Origin of the sequence: Streptomyces cinereospinus (genome assembly GCF_042430725.1) — a bacterium.
GTDB classification, from domain to species: Bacteria; Actinomycetota; Actinomycetes; order Streptomycetales; family Streptomycetaceae; genus Streptomyces; species Streptomyces cinereospinus.
Genome location: NZ_JBHMCY010000076.1, coordinates 1 through 16002, shown reverse-complemented (window position 1 = coordinate 16002; position 16002 = coordinate 1). Strand labels below are relative to the sequence as shown.

Here is a 16002-nt window from a genome sequence, read left to right as displayed (position 1 = left end):
TCGTCGGCCGTCTCCTGCCGGGTGTGTGCACGTCGTGGCGGGATGAGGGACGGGCGTTCCTCCGGCCCCGGTGGCCGTCCCCGGTCGGAGCGAGAGGGTTTCGGTGCTCTGGCCGGGCGGCTCCCCGGGCGCCCGGCCGCCGCGACCGGCAGGGCGTTGCCGGCCGCCGCGACCGGCAGAGCGTTCATCTCGCGTCGACACTCCTGGCTGGGTTGATCACCGACTGCCGCCGGAACCCACGCACGTGTGCTGTCACTGATGTTGCCGGCCATGACGTCGGTGACGCCCCACGTCCATGTTGACCTTCGAGTTGGTTGAAGCTCGATGATGGCGAGGTGCCGAATTCCGAGCTGATGCCGATCGGGGTCTTTGCCCAGCGCAGTGGTCTGACCTCCAGCGCGTTGCGGTTCTACGCGGACTCCGGGCTGCTGACCCCTGCCGAAGTGGACCCGGTCTCGGGTTACCGCTACTACGGTGCTGACCAGGTGGCACGGGCAACCGCGCTGCGTCAGCTCCGCGAGATCGCCATGCCTCTCGCCGCGGTCGAGGCGGTTCTCGACGCCGGGGCCGACGAGGCAGCGCGGCTGCTGGACGAACATGTTGCCAAGATCGTCGGTGATGCGGCGGCGGCGCGGCAGAAGGCCGCCGTCATCAAGTCCGCGCTCGGCGGCAACGTGCCCGGTCTGTTGATCGCCATGCTGAAGGGGCCCGTGCTGGCGGACGCGGTGGAGCAGGTCCTGAGCGCGACCGCGCAGGAGCCGGGGATGGCGGTCCTCGCCGGCTTGCGCATCGAGGCGAGTCACGAGGCGATCGCCCTGACGGCGACCGACCGGTACCGGCTCTCCACCCGGACGCTGGTACCGGCGCGGCCGGCGGAGCAGACGTGGGCCGGCACGGTCGACGGCGACGACCTGCGGGCCGCTGTCGGCACGGTCCGGCGCAGTGCGCTGGTCCGCATCGAAGCGGTGGCGCACGGGATCTGGCTGCGCATGCCCGGGCGGGAGGACCGGCACTGCCGGTTGCTGTCCGAGGACTTCCCCGATCACCGCCTGATGCTCGCCTTGCTGGGCGAGACCAGCACCCGCGCGACGGTCGCGAAGGATCTCCTGCTGCGCGCCCTGGAAGAACACCCGGGCGAACGCGTCGCGCTGCACGTCTCCGATCACGGAGTGAACGTCCGGCCCCCGGACGACGAGGGCCCCGGTGTCCGGCTCCCCGCCACCGTGACGGGCGGGGCTCTCCGCATCCGGTTCGAGACGACCACGCTCTATCCCGCCGTGAGCACAGCCATCGGGCCCGACGTGATGCTCGATCTGAGGGGACACGACGGGCCCGTCACGATCCGCTCCGCCGACCGCGGCGACCTCACCACCCTGGCCATGCCCGTCAAGATCGACCACTCAGCCTGAGAACGACAACGAGGAATCCGTCATGCCAACCGCACCCGTCAGTCCCGACCCGACCATGGAAGCCATCAGCCGGGCCGTTGCCGAAGGCCGGGCCGGCGACACCCTTACCGCCCGCCAGAAGCTGCTGAAACTGTGGTCGGCGATCGGCGTCACCGGGGACCCGCTGCACCGCTGCTCCCTCGCCCACCACCTGGCAGATCTCCATGAGGATCCTGCCCGGGCCCTCGCTTGGGACATCCGGGCCCTGGACGCTGCCGACGCCGTGACCGAGCAGCGCGTCCAGGAGCACCACGCCGGCCTCCACATCGCCGGGTTCTACCCCTCCCTCCACCTCAACCTGGCTGACAACTACCGCCGGCTCGGGTCCTTCGACGCTGCCACCGAGCACATCGACGCGGCCGAAGAGCACGCCCCCCACCTTCGTCAGGACGCATACGGTGCCTTGCTGCGCACCGCTCTTGACGAGGTGGCAGAGGCCATCTCCCGGCGGGACACCGCCAAGCGGCCGTCCGCGCCCGGCCCCACTGCCTGACGCACCGGAACGCGCCCTCGCCGTGGAGGGACGCCGTCGACCGGCACAGCGTTGCCGGACGAGACCGATCGCGCATGCCGCGGCCGAGGTGGGGGTGTTCCGGGCGTGCGCTGCGCAGCGGGTCAATCGATATGGGAGGCACGGCGGACTCGGATCGGCAGACCGCTCGTCCACGCCCCACCACCGGCCGGTGTGACGGAGGCATCGCCGCGCACCGCTGCTCACTGGTCGCCCAGCCGACTCTCGGCGAACTCTCGGTTCGCTGTCGCACTCCTCTCGGCCGAAGCGGCGACCATCTGGACCGGTTCCCGTGTTCCGCGGGACAGTCCCCGCACCCCCCCACCAACGAGGACTTCATGACCTGGACCACCAGTCGTGTCTGCGCCGTGAGTGAGTTCCAGCCCGCAGCCCGGCCCAGCCCCGACCTGTCGCGGGCGACGGCGCCGGCGACCACGTCGGTCACCACGCCGACCGTCGAGATCGTCGTGCCCGTTCACAACGAGGAGCGCGCGCTGCCCGGCTGTGTCGAGACGCTCCACGCCCATCTGCGGGAGCGGATGCCGTTCCCCTGGCGCATCACCGTCGCGAACAACGCCAGCACCGACGCCACCGTGGAGGTGGCCCGGCGGATCGCCGGGGAACTGGACGGCGTCGGTGTGGTCCACCTCGACCGCAAGGGCCGCGGACTCGCCCTGCGGACCGTCTGGGGAGCCAGTGAGGCCGACATCGTGGTCTACATGGACGTGGACCTGTCCACCGGTCTGGACGGGCTGCTGCCCCTGATCGCGCCGCTCGCCAGCGGCCATTCCGACCTCGCCATCGGCAGCCGGCTCGCGCCCGGCGCGCGGACCGTGCGCGGCCCCCGCCGGGAGTTCGTCTCCCGCTGCTACAACCGTCTGATCCGGCTGACCCACGGGGCCCGGTTCAGCGACGCGCAGTGCGGTTTCAAGGCCGCCCGTACCGAGGTGCTCCGGCCACTGCTGGCCAGGACCAGGGACGACGCCTGGTTCTTCGACACCGAACTGCTGCTGCTGGCCGAGCACAACGGGCTGCGCATCCACGAGGTACCGGTCGACTGGGTGGAGGACGTGGACACCCGCGTCGACGTCCTGTCCACCGCCACCGACGACCTGCGCGGGCTGTGGCGCATGGCGCGGCTGAAGTCCTCGGGCGCGGCGCGCGTCCCGCTGCCGCGCCGCCCCGAGCCGGCCGCGGAGCACCCGGACGCGGTCCTGGCCCCCGACTCGGGGCGGTCCCGGCTCACCTGGGAGACGGGCTGCTTCGTGGCGGTCGGCATCGTCTCGACGCTCGGCCAGGCGGTGCTGTACTGGCTGCTGCGCACGTGGTGGTCACCGGCCGTGGCCAACCTGGCCTCGCTGCTGGTGCTCACGGTGTTCAACACCGAGGCCAACCGCCGTCTCACCTTCCGCTGGTCGCGGACGGGTGTGCGGCGGGCGCATCTGGGCGCGGGGGCACTGTTCCTGCTCGGCTACCTCGTGACCTCCGGCGCCGTGCTGCTGTTCCGGGAGGGCGATCCGGACGCCTCGGCCGGCGCGGAGACGCTGGTCCTCGTGGCCGCCTCCGCACTCGTCACCGTCGTCCGTTTCCTCGTCCTGCGGCTGGCCGTCTTCCGCAGCCCTGCCGGCGGCGCCAACCGTGCCGCCAGTGGTCCTGGCCGTACCCCGTGAGCCTTCCCCTTGAACCGGTCCTACGGAGAGCGAATCCCGCACCATGACCGACACCTCGCGACAGTCACCGGCCTGCCCGTCGACCGGGGCACCGGCGCCGGTCCCGCCCGGTCCCGCCGGGCGCCCGCTGCCCCGCTGGGCCGCCCCGGCCGCGCTCGGCGGCGTTCTCGTCCTCGCCGCGGCGCTCTACGGGTGGTCCCTGAATTCCCTCGGCTGGGGCAACAGCTACTACGCGGCCGCGGCGGAGTCGATGGGCCGCAACTGGAGCAACTTCCTCTTCGGCGCGTACGACCCCGTGGGTGTCCTCACGGTCGACAAGCCGCCCGCGGCGCTGTGGCCCCAGGTGGCCAGCACCAAGCTCTTCGGCATGCACGGCTGGGCGACGATCCTGCCCCAGCTCCTCGAAGGCGTCGCCGCGGTCCTCCTCCTGCACCGGACGGTCCGCCGCTGGGCGGGCGAGGGCGCCGCACTGCTCGCGGCCCTGGTCCTGACGCTCACCCCGATCACCGTCGCCATCAACCGCGACAACAATCCGGACACCCTGCTGGTGCTGACCCTGGTTGCGGCGGCGTACGCGCTGACCCGCGCCCTCCAGGCATCGTCGGCCGGGGGCAGGGCGGCCGTGTGGTGGCTGGCGGGTGCCGGCTTCCTCGTCGGGGTCGGCTTCCTGACCAAGATGCTGGCCGCCTGGATGGTGCTGCCCGCGTTCACCGCCGCCTGGCTGGCCGGGTCGGCCGGGCCGTGGCTGATCCGCGTCCGCCGGCTGCTGATCGCCGGGGCGGTGCTGCTGGTGTCGTCGCTGTGGTGGGTGGTGATGGTCGCGCTGTGGCCCGGTGAACGGCCGTACGTCGGAGGCAGCGAGAACGGCACGGCCTGGGACCTGGTGCTCGGCTACAACGGCCTCGGCCGGGTCTTCGGCGCGGACGGCCCCGGCGGTGGGGGCGGCTTCGGCGCGGGTGGCTTCTTCGGCGGGGAGCCCGGCCTCGGAAGGCTCTTCAACGACCAGGTCGCCGGCCAGATCAGCTGGCTGCTGCCGCTGTGCGGGATGGCGCTGTGCGTCGCGGTGGCCGTCGCGGTCCTGCGGCGGCGCGGCTCGGCCGGATCGGGGGATCCGCTGGCCGCCTCCGGCTGGATCCTGTGGGGCACCTGGCTGGTGGTCTGCGGACTGGTGTTCGCGTTGCAGGAAGGCACCTTCCACCCGTACTACACGACGCAGCTGGCGCCGGCCGTGGCCGCGCTCACCGCGGGCCTGGCGACCGCGCTGGTCCGGGCGCACCGCGCGGGCGGGCGGTGGGCCCTGCCCGTCGGTACCGGCACCGTGCTCGTCACCGTGCTCTGGGCGGTGACCGTGATCCGGCGGGAGCCGGACTGGCACGGCTGGCTGGCCTGGCCCGTGGTCCTGGCCGGTCTCGGCGCCGCGGCCCTCCTGCTGCTGTCCCACGTACGGCGGCGCCTGCTCCCCCTCGCCCTGGGCGGTACCGCGCTCGCCGTACTGCTGGCACCGGGCACCTGGGCCGTCACCGCTCCGGGCAACCCCTCGGCCATGGGAGGCGGCAACCCCACGGCGGGGCCTGCGACGGGCGTGTCCTTCGGGGCGGGGGCATCCCGCGGCGGCGCCGGTGCCGGAGAATTCCGGCCCCCCGAGGGGATGGAACCGCCCGAGGGCATGGAACGCCCGCAAGGCTTCGGCGCGGCCGGCCCGCAGGAAGCCCCGGGGCGGGGCCAAGGCCAGGATGCGGGCCGGCGTCCGGACCAGGGCCGGGACCCGTCCGGCCCGGCAGGCGACGGCGGCGACGGCGACGGCGAGCCCGGCAGCGACAGCGCACCGGGCGGCGACGGCGAGCCCGGCAGCGACAGCCGGCCCGGCGACGGCGCCGGTCCCGGCAGCCGCGAGGGCTTCGGCGGCAGGGCCGGCATCGGCGGCACCGTGTCGCTCACCGCCGACCAGCGCGCGGTCCTGGACTACGCGGTCGAGCACTCCGGCGGCGCCTCGATCAGCCTGGCCGTCGAGGGCGGGGCCAACGCCACCTCCGCGTTCATCCTGAACAGCGACGCCAACGTCATCGGCATGGGCGGCTACACGGGCAGCGACAACGCCCCTTCGGTCGACCAGCTCGAGCAGTGGACCGCCGACGGCGAGCTGCGCTTCGTACTGGGCTCCGGCAGCGGCGGTCCGGGCGGCTTCCTGAGCCGCATGGGCGGTGGTGCCGCCACCGAACGCTCCGAGTGGATCAGCGGCCACTGCACCGAGGTTCCCGCCTCCGCGTACGGCGGCTCCTCGGCGGAGGAGGACACAGGTTCCAGCGGCATGATGGGCGCCGGAACCACCCTCTACGACTGTGCCGCCGCCCCGCCGGAGCAGGAGCCCGCGACGGCAGAACGGAGCCGGTAGCAGACATGCCCGAGTCGCCCGCCCCCTCTGCCGGTCCGCAGCGGATCGTCGTCGTCGAGGACGACCCCGGCATACGCGCCCTCCTGGATGCCGCCCTGCGCCTGTCCGGCTACGAGGTCAGCTGCGCGTCGGGCGGCCGGGACGGACTCGTGGCGGTCGAGCGCCTCAGACCGGACCTGATCGTCCTGGATGTGATGCTCCCCGACCTCGACGGCTTCGAGATCGCCCGGAGTCTGCGGGCGGCCGGGGTGCGGACGCCGGTGCTGTTCCTCACGGCCCGCACGGAGGTCGGCGACCGGCTCGCCGGCCTCCGTGCGGGCGGCGACGACTACGTGGGCAAGCCGTTCAGCCTGGAGGAGGTGCTCCTGCGGATCGGCGCCATCCTGCGCCGCACATCCCCGGACGGCGGATCCGGCCCGCACGGCCCCGGGCCCGAGGTGCTGCGCTACGCGGACCTGGAACTCGACGAGGCGGCCCACGAAGTGCACCGCGCGGGTGAGTACGTCCCGCTGTCCCCGACCGAGTTCCGCCTGCTCAGCTGCCTGATGACGAACGCCAACCGAGTGCTCAGCAAGGCGCAGATACTCGACCGGGTCTGGGGATACGACTTCGCCGGTGACGGCCGGGTGGTGGAGACGTACGTCAGATATCTGCGCAAGAAGATCGACCGCGTCGACCCGCCCCTGATCCACACCGAGCGCGGAGTGGGCTATTGCCTGCGCCTGCCCCGGGACCACCACATCCGCACGGAGAGAACGGACCTGATGCACGGAACAGACAGGGCAGACAGGGCAGACAGGACCGGCAGGACCGGCAGGACCGGCAAGTGAGACACCCTGAACGCGTAAGCCTGATGCAACGGGTCAAACGCCCCTTCCTGCCGCGCGCGGTACGCCTCACCTCGCTGCGCGGACGGCTGGTCGTCGGAGCCGCGCTGCTGGCCACGGTCGCGGTGCTGGCCGCCCAGGCCATCGGATTCGTCGTTCTGAGGTCATGGCTGCTGAACCAGGTCGACCACCAACTGCACGCGTTCGCCCTGCCGACGCGCAAGCTCTCCTCGCTCACCTCCCGGACACCACAGCCTCCTCAGGACCCGGACCGCGTGAGCCTCCCGTCGGACTTCCACCTCGTCCTCTACGACGCCGGGGGCCGCGAGCAGGGCTCGCTGGGAGCCGGGAAGGCGTCCGGCCCCGATCTCCCCGGAACCATCGCCGGCCTCGCGCTGCCGCTCGGCGAGGCCCGGACCATCGGAGCCGTCTCCGGAGACGGCCGCTGGCGGGTCGAACGCAAGTCCGGACCCGAGGGTGTCTCCTACGTCGTCGCCCTGCCCCTGGACACCGTGGACGGTGCCGCGGACAGACTGCTGTGGCTCAACGGGATCGTGCTGGCCGCCACGATCACCGGGCTGATCGTGCTGAGCCGATGGGTGGTGCGCATCGGCCTGCTGCCGCTCACCCGCATGGAGGAGGCGGCCCAGGACATCACCGCCCACGACCTGGGCCTGCGGTTGCCCCACACCGACGAGCGCACGGAGATCGGGCGCCTGGGAACCGTACTGAACACCATGCTGGACCGTCTGGAACAGGCGTTGCGGGACCGGGAGTTCTCGGAGTTCCGGCTCCGTCGCTTCGTGGCGGACGCCGGCCACGAACTGCGCACCCCGCTCACCACGATCCTGGGCTTCGCCGAACTGGCGCTGCGCCACGAGGAACGGCCCGCCGCCGCGCGACGTGAGTCGGACCGCCTGATCGCGCAGAACGCCGAGCGGATGAGCCTGCTGGTCGAGGATCTGCTGCTGCTGGCCAGACTCGACCAGGAACCGGCTTACGCCGCCGAGCGGGTCGACATGCTGTCGGTGGCCGCCGACACCGTGAGCGCCGCGGGGCCGTGCGCCGACGGGCACCACGTCCGGCTCCGGCCACTGGGTGCGGGGGCCGCGGCGGACCGGGCCGACCTGGAGGTGGCCGAGGCCGTCGGCGACCCGCACCGGCTCCGCCAGGTCGTGGCGAACCTGGTCTCCAACGCCCTCACCCAAACCCCGCCCGGCACCACCGTGGACGTCCGGGTGGGCAGCGGCCTCGCCGGCGCCGAGACCGGCGGGACGGACCGTCCGGGCCGGATCAGCCCCGCCCCGCCGCTGCCCTCCGGCACACCGGTCTGCGTAGTGGAGGTGGCGGACGACGGCCCCGGCATCGCTCCCGACAGAGCGGGCAAGGTCTTCGAGCGCTTCTACCGCCTGGACCCGTCCCGCTCCCGCGACAAGGGGGGCGCGGGACTGGGCCTGGCCATCGCCGACGCCATCGCCCAGGGACACGACGGCCGCCTCGAACTCGACGCCCACCCCGGCGGCGGCTGCGTCTTCAGACTGGTCCTCCCCTCCGTCCGCCGCCCGGCAGTACGCGGTGGCGGTCGCCCGTCCGCCCCGGGCCGGTCACCGCCGCCCCGGACCAGAACCCAGCCGCGGTCGGCGGCGGCCACGCGTCGCTGACGGTCGCGTTCCGATTCGGTGCGGCCGTCCTGCAACGCCGGCGGTATGTCGCCGGTCCGGCTCGTGCCGTGCCACAGGTCTTGCGAAATCGCTGAAGTACGGGTTCGCCACCGCTTCCCCGGTCGCCGGCAAGGCCTCCCCCCTCCTCCCGGCGGCATGCGGTCCCCGCCGCGCTCAGTGAGTACCCAGCGATCAGGCGCACGATCCACGCGGCGAAGTACCTGTCGGACGAGTCCTGCCACCGCGGGATCGCCCGGCAGGTGAACAAGGGCGAGTCCCTCCACTCCCTACAGCACCAGCTCCGCTGCGCCCGCGAGGGCAAGGTCGCCCGCCGCCGGCCCGAGCAGCGCACCGAGCAGGCGTGGTGCCTGACCGTGGTGGCCAACGCAGTGATCTGCCGGCGCGCCGAGTACATCGGCCCGGCCGTCGACGAACTGCGCCGGGCCGACCGCGAGGTTGACGCCGAGGGGTTGGCGCATGTCTCCCCGGCTCGCAGCTCGGCGGCGACTCCTGCGGCACCATCACCGTCGACCACGAGCGCGAGCTCGCCCAGCTGGACGAGCAGGTCCACCGACCGCAGCTACCGGGCACACTGACGGCCCGTCGGCCGGGTCGCAAACGGGCGAGACCGTGCCAGCCGCGTCACGTTCGCGAGGTGGCCTGTCACTCCTCGAAGTGCGAGTCGTACAGTCGCTCGCGCCGCAGCACGGCGGCCTTCTCACCCCTGGGGACTGCGCCGTACTCGGCGACAATCCGAAGCTCGTACTCGGGCCTGAAAGTGCAGTGCTTCGGCCGGGTGGCTGTACCCGTCGGCGGCCGGAGAGAGGGCACGTCAGGCTTCAGGATGTGCCGCCCGAAGGCGCCGGAAGTCTGCATGTGGCACAGCGGCTACGACCAGCCCCACGGCGCCAAGGACAGCTGCCTGCGCGAATCCCGCGACCGAGCCGACCTCGTGCAGCGGCCACGCCCATCTTGAAGGTGTGCCGCCGTGGACACCGAATCCGGCACAGGCAATCGGGAAAAGAGCTACGGCCGCCGTGGTGACGTGAGGGCCCGCGAGCGGCCGGAGCAGCAGGGCCACTCCGAGGTAGCCGAGAAAATTCCGGGCCATGCCCACGGCCAGCACCTGATTCGTCATCACAGATATGAGTTGGCCTCCGGCCAGGACCAGCGCCGCGCAGAGGGCCATGAAACCGGCGTCCCACAGCCTCATGGCCCGAACTGCGGTTCGCTCGACGGCGGCGTCTCCGCGTGCCTGGCCGTACAAAATGAGGCATACCGGTACCAGTGGCAGCAAAAACGGCAGAGGAAGAGGGAAGGAGAGGCCACCCACTACCACCGGCACGGGCACCTGGATGGAGTCGGCGAGGGCGCCAAATGCCAGGCATACGGCCAGACCGACGCCGACCGCCGGTACCCTGCGTACCCGAAGCCACCAGTCCATGGATCGGTTTCTCTCCGTTCCTCTTCGCTCACGGGCCGAGGCTCAGAAGCGAGCCGGGTCGAGAATGGGTTGCCGGTCGCAGCGTGTGAGAGTCCTCTCGTTGTACCGGAACCAGGCGAGCTGAGCCTGCCGAGGACGCTCCAGGACCTTGGTGGCAGTGGCGGCCTCTTCGGGTACGTAGCGGGCGGCGACTTCGCCGGGGTCCGTACCGGCGGTGAGAGTGAGCCAGGCACTCAGCGGTCCGAACGCGAGGTTCCCAGGCCACTGACCATGCTGCGCGCAAGCCGGTACGCTCTGAGGAATGGCGCTCAGCGCGATGAGGGAGCGCACCTCGTCTCGGTTCGGACTGAGCGATCTGAGCGACAGCTCGGACCGGGTGGTGACACCGGCGGCGGCCAAACGGGCGTGGGCATCGGTCGCCCATGCCGTGACGTCGGCGGCGGCGTGCTGCTGTTCGGGCCAGAGACAGACGCGCGGGCGTGTGTCGGTGCAGGTGCGCAGTTCGGTGGGGCGGGGTTCAACGGCACTGTATCCCAGCGGGCGGACGATCCATGCGGCCAGTGCCACCGCAATGGCCAGAACGGCCGGGGCCATGACCCGTCGTAACCATCGCCGGGGCGCGGTCAGCCGGGCAGCGACGATCATGCCGATCGCCACCAACGCCGGCGCCAGGATGCTGCGCGGTGCCGTCACCTGGTCAAGCGAGCAGCACTCGGCCAGGTTCGTGCCGTTCAGCTGCCGGACCCAGAAGACGTTCATCGAGGCGGGATAGGCCATCCATACGAAGCTGCCCACCAGCGCCACCGGCACGGCCAACAGCCTGGGCAGCGTGAGACCGACGGCGTAACCGGCCGCGGCGTGCGCCACGACGACCAGGAGTTCCAGCCCCAGCACCGCCGGCAGGGTGAGGCCGGGACGGCCAGCAGCCTGCGGCACGAGCAGAGCGAGGGCCAGCGCCACGGCCAGGGCCCCCAGGACGAGCGTCGGCGTCAGGGCGGCAAGGGACACCGTCGTGAAGGACCGCACCGGCGCCCCGCACAGGATCCGGGACTGCCGGACACGCAGCCCCTCCCAGGCCCCGCAAGCAGCAACCGCCGGCGCCGTCCAGAGGAGCAGGAAGGTGCTTTGTGCGGTGACCGACTCCCAGTACCCGTCGGTGACCAGTTCCGTGACGTTACCGCTGTATGCGAGCAGCCACAGGACCAGCAGGACACCGATACGCGGAGCGATGGACACTCGTAGCACGATGTGCCAGGGCACGGTCACACCTCTCCCGCGACGAGGTCGGCATACACCGCTTCGGCCCGCCGCTCCTGAGCCACCTGGCGCGGCGCGAGATCCAGGAAGGACCTGATGGGGCCCTGGAAACGGATCCGCCCTCGGTCGAGGAGGATCACCGAGTCGTAGCTTTCGGCGAGATCCTCCGTCTGGTGTGTGGACACCACGAAAGTCGTCTGGTCCCTGAGGCTGTCGAGTAGGCAGCGGAATACTCGTCGCTGGGCCGGGTCCAGTCCGGCGGTCGGCTCGTCCATCAGCACCACCTGTGCCGAGTGCACCAGTGTCTGGGCGATGCCGAGCCGCCGCAGCTGGCCTCCCGACAGGTGCGCGGTGGGTCGATCAGCCAGCTCCTCGAGCCCGACCTGCTGAAGCGCATTCCGAGAACGCTCCCACGCCTCCTGTCGTGACAGTCCCTTCAGCCAGCCGGCGTAGGAGGTCTGTTCTCGGACCCGCAAGCCGGGAACCGGTCTCACTTGCTGCGGCAGCCAGCCGACGATCCTGCGGTAGTCCTGCACGTCCCTGCGCCTTCGGGTGTCGAGATCGCCGAGTGTGACGCTGCCGGCGCTGGGCCTGAGCGCTGATGCGAGCAGCGCCAGCAAGGTCGATTTGCCTGCGCCGTTGGGCCCGAGGAGCACCGAACATCCCGAGGGAAGTCGGAGGGTCAGGTCTTCCAGGACGAACTCCCGGCGGCGGTACCCGAAAGAACAGCGTGAGACATGGATGGGCATTCTGGCCTTCTGTTCACTTTCACGGTGGTGCGCGGCCCCCGGACGGGCCGGAGGCCGCGACCGGCCCGCCAGTGGTCAGTAGCGGGTGACGACGCTGTTGACGGTGAGTAGTGCGCACTCAGGTAGGTGAAGGGGAACTGGCCGCCAGTCTGGACCTCGCCCCAGGAGACGGTGTGGCACGTGTTGCTCTTCGAGCCGTGAGTCACATCGGGGAGAAAGCCTCTGACCCGGGCCAGATCAAGGGAGGCGCTGCCGGCCTCCCCCATGTCGCATCCGGAAAAGCGGGTCTTCGATCGTGAGCGGTGCGCCTGCTCACGGTCTCTGACGTTTCGTTCCGCTCAGCAACGGCAGTTGGTGGCTGCCGCCGGAGGCCGCAGACGCGCCGGGAGTCCGGGGCAGCACACGGCCACGGTCCCTGTCGGTGACTACGGGTGCGGCTTCTCGCCCTTCGCCAGCATCCCTACGTACGTTTCGATGCGGCGTGCCCGGGTCTCGGCCTTCTTGGCGTCTTGGATCCGGTACAGGATCGCGTAGCGGGTCTGCCGGTCCAGTGTCTCGAAGAACTTCGCCGCGGCCGGGTCGGCGGTCAGGGCCGCCGTGAGGTCGTCCGGCACCGCGGCGGTCTTCGCGCCGTCGTAGGCCGCCACCCAGCGGCCGTCTGCCTTGGCGCGGTCGACCTCGGCCTGTCCCGCCGGACGCATCCGGCCCTGCTCGATCAGGGCGGCCGCCTTGTCCCGGTTGGCCTTGGACCACTTGCTGCGCGGCTTGCGCGGGGTGAACCGCTGGAGCCACCACTGGTCGTCGAACTTGGCCTTCTGGCCGTCGATCCAGCCGTAGCGGAGTGCCGCGTCGAGCGCCTGGGTGTAGTCCAGCGCGGCGATTCCGGGGCCCTTCTTGCGAAGCTTGAGCCAGATGCCGGGCGAGACGGCGTGGTGCTCGCCGAGCCATGCCTGGAATGCCTCGGCGGATTCGCATGCGACGATCTCCAAGTCCTGAGTCACCCCAGCAGCGAACCACACCCGGCCGATCCTCATGAGGCATTCGGCACGGCCCCGGACGCGGGATGCCCGTGGGCGTGCGTGATCATCTCTGTTCCCGCGCAGAACGATCACGCAGGAGCCACGGGCTCGGTCACCGATACGACGTTGCTGCCCGAGCTCGACGGGGTGTCCGTCGCGCGGGTTGAGCGGCCGGCCGGCGGAAGGCGCCGAGTTCCCCTGGTCACGGCCGACGAGACCGCCAGAGCCCGCCCGGCCTGCGGGGTGTTCGCCACCCGGGTGACGGGCTCGGCGGTGACCCGGCCACGCGATCTCCCGTACGGCGAGAGCGGATGGGAGTTCCGCTGGCACAAGCGCCGCTGGTGGTGCCGCGAGGCCGGCCGCCCTCACCCGGTCCTGCACCGCGCGACACCGACACGGACCGACCGGGCGGACGACTCGCGTCAGACAGACTTCCTCGGACTGTGTGCCGGGAGTAGCTCGACCGAGCCGGTGACCCTTTCCTCTGGCACTCACACCGGCGGAACCGTTTCAGCGGGCGCCGTGTCTTCCTTCGCGAAGGTGGTCCACGCCACGGACCGCCTGTGAGGGGGATGGCCATGGGGCAGGTGCGCGAGAGGGCACGGTGGGGCGTTTGGGCCGTCGGCGGGGTCGTCGGCCTGGCGGCGCTGTACGTCATCGGGGTGTTCGTCTTCGGCGGTGCGCAGTGGATCACCGCCCCGTTCCGCGGTGAGGCGGACAAGCGCGAGAACACCGTCGGCTCGGGCGAGTTCCGCCAGACCACGTACGAGGAGTTCTTTGATCTGTGCGAGGCCGTGCAGAACGCCGAAGGGACGATCCAGGCGCTCCAAGAGGAGCGGAGGGCCGCTTCGGGGACTCGCACGGCGCAGATCGACCAGTCGATCACCGCTCTGAAGGCCACGCGGACCCAGTCGGTCAACGCCTACAACTCGAAGGCCGCCCAGGAGCACCGCGCACCCTTCCGTGACAAGGACCTGCCGTACCGGCTGGACGCCGGCGCCGAGCGCACGACGTGCGCCAACTGATCTCCATCTCATCCCGGGAACGAGGGCAGCATCGCATGAAGAAGGCCACACGCATGGCCCTGGCCACCGTCGTCACGCTCGTTGTGGGCCTCGCCCTGACGTCCTGCACCGACTCCAGCCAGGACAAGGAGAACAAAGCCAAACAGGAGAACTACGACCACCTCGTGGCCCAGCAGCCGGCGGGCCGCATGGAGTACTCGCCGACCCGTGAAGCGATCAACCAGTGGATCAAGACGTGGGGGAAGCGCGGCAAACTCTCGTACGTGTACATCCAGAACGCCAACGGCGAGTACGGGTACTTCATCATGAAGGGCCTGCCGGTACCGCGCTGCAAGATGCTCACTCCGACGGAGAAGGTGGAGTCCTCCTCCAACGGCGTCGCCGTCCTCGCGCAGCCCGGCATGGACGGCACGTACACGTCGGGTTCCACCTGCAACGCCTACTACGGTTTCGACGCCACGACGGGCGCGTACATGGAGTTCACGGTCGGCACGAACCAGTCGTTCTTCTTGTTCGACCAGCCCATGACGATGCCGGAGTACGCCAGCGCCAAGCAGTTGGGACCGACCTCGGTGCAGGACGTCGAGAAACAGCCGTGAGCGGCCGTGGCCGGCGGGCGGAATGCCGGCCGCCCTGTCACGTCGAGCGGCGTCGATGACGCCGGCGATCTCGCGGATCATCTCCGCCTGCTCGAATCGAACCGCCGGCGCTTGCCGAAGCCGTGAGCTCCGAACGACGCGTCACCCTGCCGACACCGTGCCTGCGCTCCCTCGAACAGCACCGCGACCGACAGCTGAAGGAACGCGAGGCAGCAGGGACGGGCTGGAAGGACAACGGCTACGTGTTCATCCGCCCCGACGGCGCCCCGATCGAAGGGGCAACCCTCACCCGGCACTTCAACACCCTGCTCCGCCAGGCCAGGCTCCGGTGCATCCGGTTCCACGACCTCCGACACTCGGCGGCGACGCTCCTCTTGGAGCAGGGGGTGGAACTCGTGATGATCAAGGAGCTGTTGGGGCACCCACATCGGCGTCACCTACACCGTCTACGCCCACGTCCGGCTCCGCCTCCAGCGCGACGCCATTGACCTCCTCAGTAGCGCCCTCCGCACTCCCGCCGCGACAGCAAGTCAGCCCGACGACGGCGACGACTCGCCGCTCTGCGCAGCCCTCGTCCGCTGACGTCCGTCAACCGTTGCCGTCACGATGCTCAAGAGGTCCCACCGAAAGGGTTCCGGTGGGACCTCTTGCGTCCTACTGATCTTTTCGTAAGTTCAGTGGGTGTGGTGGCCGTGTGGGTGGGAGGCTGTTGGGGTGGCATATCAACCTTCCCCTTCGGTTGCCGGCTCCTCCCTTCCTCCTTTGTCGCGGCCTCAGTTGGCGGAGGCGCGTCGCGTTCGGGCAGTCGAGCTGTTCGAGGGCGGCGTCTCGAATGCGGAGATCGCGAGGGCGGTGGGGGTGTGTGCCGAGAGTGTGCGGCGTTGGCGGCGGGTGTGGGAGCAAGACGGTGCTTCGGGCCTGCGAAGACGGGCAGCCACTGGACGCCCGCCCAAGCTGGACGACACCCAGGTCGAGATGATCCGGGCCGCGTTGGAGCAAGGTGCCCAGGCTCATGGTTTCGAGGCCGACCTGTGGACCCTGGAACGAGTCGGCGCGGTCGTCACCCGGGCAACGGGGGTGGTGTTGTCGAGGGCGTCGGTGTGGCGGCTGCTGACCGGTCGGCTCGGATGGAGCCTGCAACGGCCCGAGCGGCGGGCGGTCGAGCGGGACGAGTCGGAGATCGCCCGCTGGATCGCGCACGAGTGGCCGCGCATCAAAAAGGGGCCGTGAACACACGTGCCTGGATCGTCTTCCTCGACGAATCAGGCGTCTCCCTGCTCCCTCAGATCCGCCGCACCTACTCGCCCCGAGGGCGGACTCCGCTCCTGCGGCACCGCCTGAACTGGAAGCGCGCGTCGATGGCCGGAGCCCTGGGCTACCACTGCACCGACCCCGATCGC

At 70.9% G+C, this 16002-nt stretch carries 13 protein-coding genes and 2 pseudogenes; 11 read left to right on the top strand and 4 right to left on the bottom strand.

The annotated features are described in order from the left end of the window. The first annotated feature begins 335 nt into the window (after positions 1-335). The 7 genes and pseudogenes from ACFF45_RS29285 to ACFF45_RS29255 form a co-directional block, all read left to right on the top strand. The gene (locus ACFF45_RS29285) at positions 336-1409 is read left to right on the top strand and encodes a DNA polymerase III subunit beta family protein (RefSeq protein ID WP_381349698.1); all 1074 of its coding nucleotides are present in this window, start codon (positions 336-338) and stop codon (positions 1407-1409) included. Positions 1410-1431: 22 nt separating this feature from the next. Beyond that, complete coding sequence (locus tag ACFF45_RS29280) at positions 1432-1941, top strand: hypothetical protein (RefSeq protein WP_381349697.1); 510 nt, start codon at positions 1432-1434, stop codon at positions 1939-1941. A 356-nt stretch (positions 1942-2297) separates the two neighbouring features. After that, positions 2298-3629 carry a bifunctional glycosyltransferase family 2/GtrA family protein gene (locus ACFF45_RS29275; RefSeq protein ID WP_381349695.1) on the top strand — a complete coding sequence of 444 codons (1332 nt, stop codon included), beginning with the start codon at positions 2298-2300 and terminating at the stop codon, positions 3627-3629. A 43-nt stretch (positions 3630-3672) separates the two neighbouring features. After that, positions 3673-6021, top strand: coding sequence for an ArnT family glycosyltransferase (locus ACFF45_RS29270; RefSeq protein WP_381349693.1), 2349 nt, complete (start codon positions 3673-3675; stop codon positions 6019-6021). Positions 6022-6026: 5 nt separating this feature from the next. Beyond that, the gene (locus tag ACFF45_RS29265; RefSeq protein ID WP_381349692.1) at positions 6027-6851 is read left to right on the top strand and encodes a response regulator transcription factor; all 825 of its coding nucleotides are present in this window, start codon (positions 6027-6029) and stop codon (positions 6849-6851) included. A gap of 23 nt (positions 6852-6874) precedes the next feature. Continuing rightward, positions 6875-8509, top strand: a complete 1635-nt coding sequence (locus tag ACFF45_RS29260) for a sensor histidine kinase (RefSeq protein WP_381349690.1) — start codon at positions 6875-6877, stop codon at positions 8507-8509. A 158-nt stretch (positions 8510-8667) separates the two neighbouring features. Next, a pseudogene (locus tag ACFF45_RS29255) lies at positions 8668-9105 on the top strand (Tn3 family transposase); the annotation flags it as partial. Between the two features lie 236 nt (positions 9106-9341). On the opposite strand, the gene ACFF45_RS29250 reads toward ACFF45_RS29255, so the two are convergent. The 4 genes from ACFF45_RS29250 to ACFF45_RS29235 form a co-directional block, all read right to left on the bottom strand. Next, positions 9342-9953 (bottom strand): hypothetical protein, encoded by a 612-nt coding sequence (locus tag ACFF45_RS29250; RefSeq protein WP_381349688.1) that lies wholly within the window; start codon positions 9951-9953, stop codon positions 9342-9344. Positions 9954-9995: 42 nt separating this feature from the next. Next, positions 9996-11213, bottom strand: coding sequence for a DUF7224 domain-containing protein (locus ACFF45_RS29245; protein WP_381349686.1), 1218 nt, complete (start codon positions 11211-11213; stop codon positions 9996-9998). Positions 11214-11215: 2 nt separating this feature from the next. Then, entirely contained in the window at positions 11216-11959 is a 744-nt protein-coding gene (locus ACFF45_RS29240) for an ATP-binding cassette domain-containing protein (RefSeq protein ID WP_381349684.1), read from the bottom strand. A 425-nt stretch (positions 11960-12384) separates the two neighbouring features. Beyond that, a complete protein-coding gene (locus ACFF45_RS29235) occupies positions 12385-12993 on the bottom strand; it encodes a YdeI/OmpD-associated family protein (RefSeq protein ID WP_381349682.1) in 609 nt (202 codons plus the stop codon). 563 nt (positions 12994-13556) lie between these two features. Here ACFF45_RS29235 and ACFF45_RS29230 point away from each other — a divergent pair. From ACFF45_RS29230 to ACFF45_RS29215, 4 genes and pseudogenes are all read left to right on the top strand, one after another. Next, positions 13557-14003, top strand: coding sequence for a hypothetical protein (locus ACFF45_RS29230; protein WP_381349680.1), 447 nt, complete (start codon positions 13557-13559; stop codon positions 14001-14003). 35 nt (positions 14004-14038) lie between these two features. After that, on the top strand, positions 14039-14602 hold the full coding sequence (locus ACFF45_RS29225) for a hypothetical protein (RefSeq protein ID WP_381349678.1): 564 nt from the start codon (positions 14039-14041) through the stop codon (positions 14600-14602). A gap of 125 nt (positions 14603-14727) precedes the next feature. Next, positions 14728-15184: pseudogene (locus ACFF45_RS29220) on the top strand (tyrosine-type recombinase/integrase); the annotation flags it as partial. A gap of 99 nt (positions 15185-15283) precedes the next feature. Further along, the gene (locus ACFF45_RS29215; protein ID WP_381349676.1) at positions 15284-15832 is read left to right on the top strand and encodes a winged helix-turn-helix domain-containing protein; all 549 of its coding nucleotides are present in this window, start codon (positions 15284-15286) and stop codon (positions 15830-15832) included. Positions 15833-16002: the final 170 nt, after the last annotated feature.

Excerpts from the sequence above, each read along its gene's own strand:
- ACFF45_RS29280 (WP_381349697.1), top strand. The coding sequence starts at position 1,432 with ATGCCAACCGCACCCGTCAGTCCCGACCCGACCATGGAAGCCATCAGC.
- ACFF45_RS29275 (WP_381349695.1), top strand. The coding sequence starts at position 2,298 with ATGACCTGGACCACCAGTCGTGTCTGCGCCGTGAGTGAGTTCCAGCCC.
- ACFF45_RS29270 (WP_381349693.1), top strand. The coding sequence starts at position 3,673 with ATGACCGACACCTCGCGACAGTCACCGGCCTGCCCGTCGACCGGGGCA.
- ACFF45_RS29265 (WP_381349692.1), top strand. The coding sequence starts at position 6,027 with ATGCCCGAGTCGCCCGCCCCCTCTGCCGGTCCGCAGCGGATCGTCGTC.
- ACFF45_RS29260 (WP_381349690.1), top strand. The coding sequence starts at position 6,875 with ATGCAACGGGTCAAACGCCCCTTCCTGCCGCGCGCGGTACGCCTCACC.
- ACFF45_RS29250 (WP_381349688.1), bottom strand. The coding sequence starts at position 9,953 with ATGGACTGGTGGCTTCGGGTACGCAGGGTACCGGCGGTCGGCGTCGGT.
- ACFF45_RS29240 (WP_381349684.1), bottom strand. The coding sequence starts at position 11,959 with ATGCCCATCCATGTCTCACGCTGTTCTTTCGGGTACCGCCGCCGGGAG.
- ACFF45_RS29235 (WP_381349682.1), bottom strand. The coding sequence starts at position 12,993 with ATGAGGATCGGCCGGGTGTGGTTCGCTGCTGGGGTGACTCAGGACTTG.
- ACFF45_RS29230 (WP_381349680.1), top strand. The coding sequence starts at position 13,557 with ATGGGGCAGGTGCGCGAGAGGGCACGGTGGGGCGTTTGGGCCGTCGGC.
- ACFF45_RS29225 (WP_381349678.1), top strand. The coding sequence starts at position 14,039 with ATGAAGAAGGCCACACGCATGGCCCTGGCCACCGTCGTCACGCTCGTT.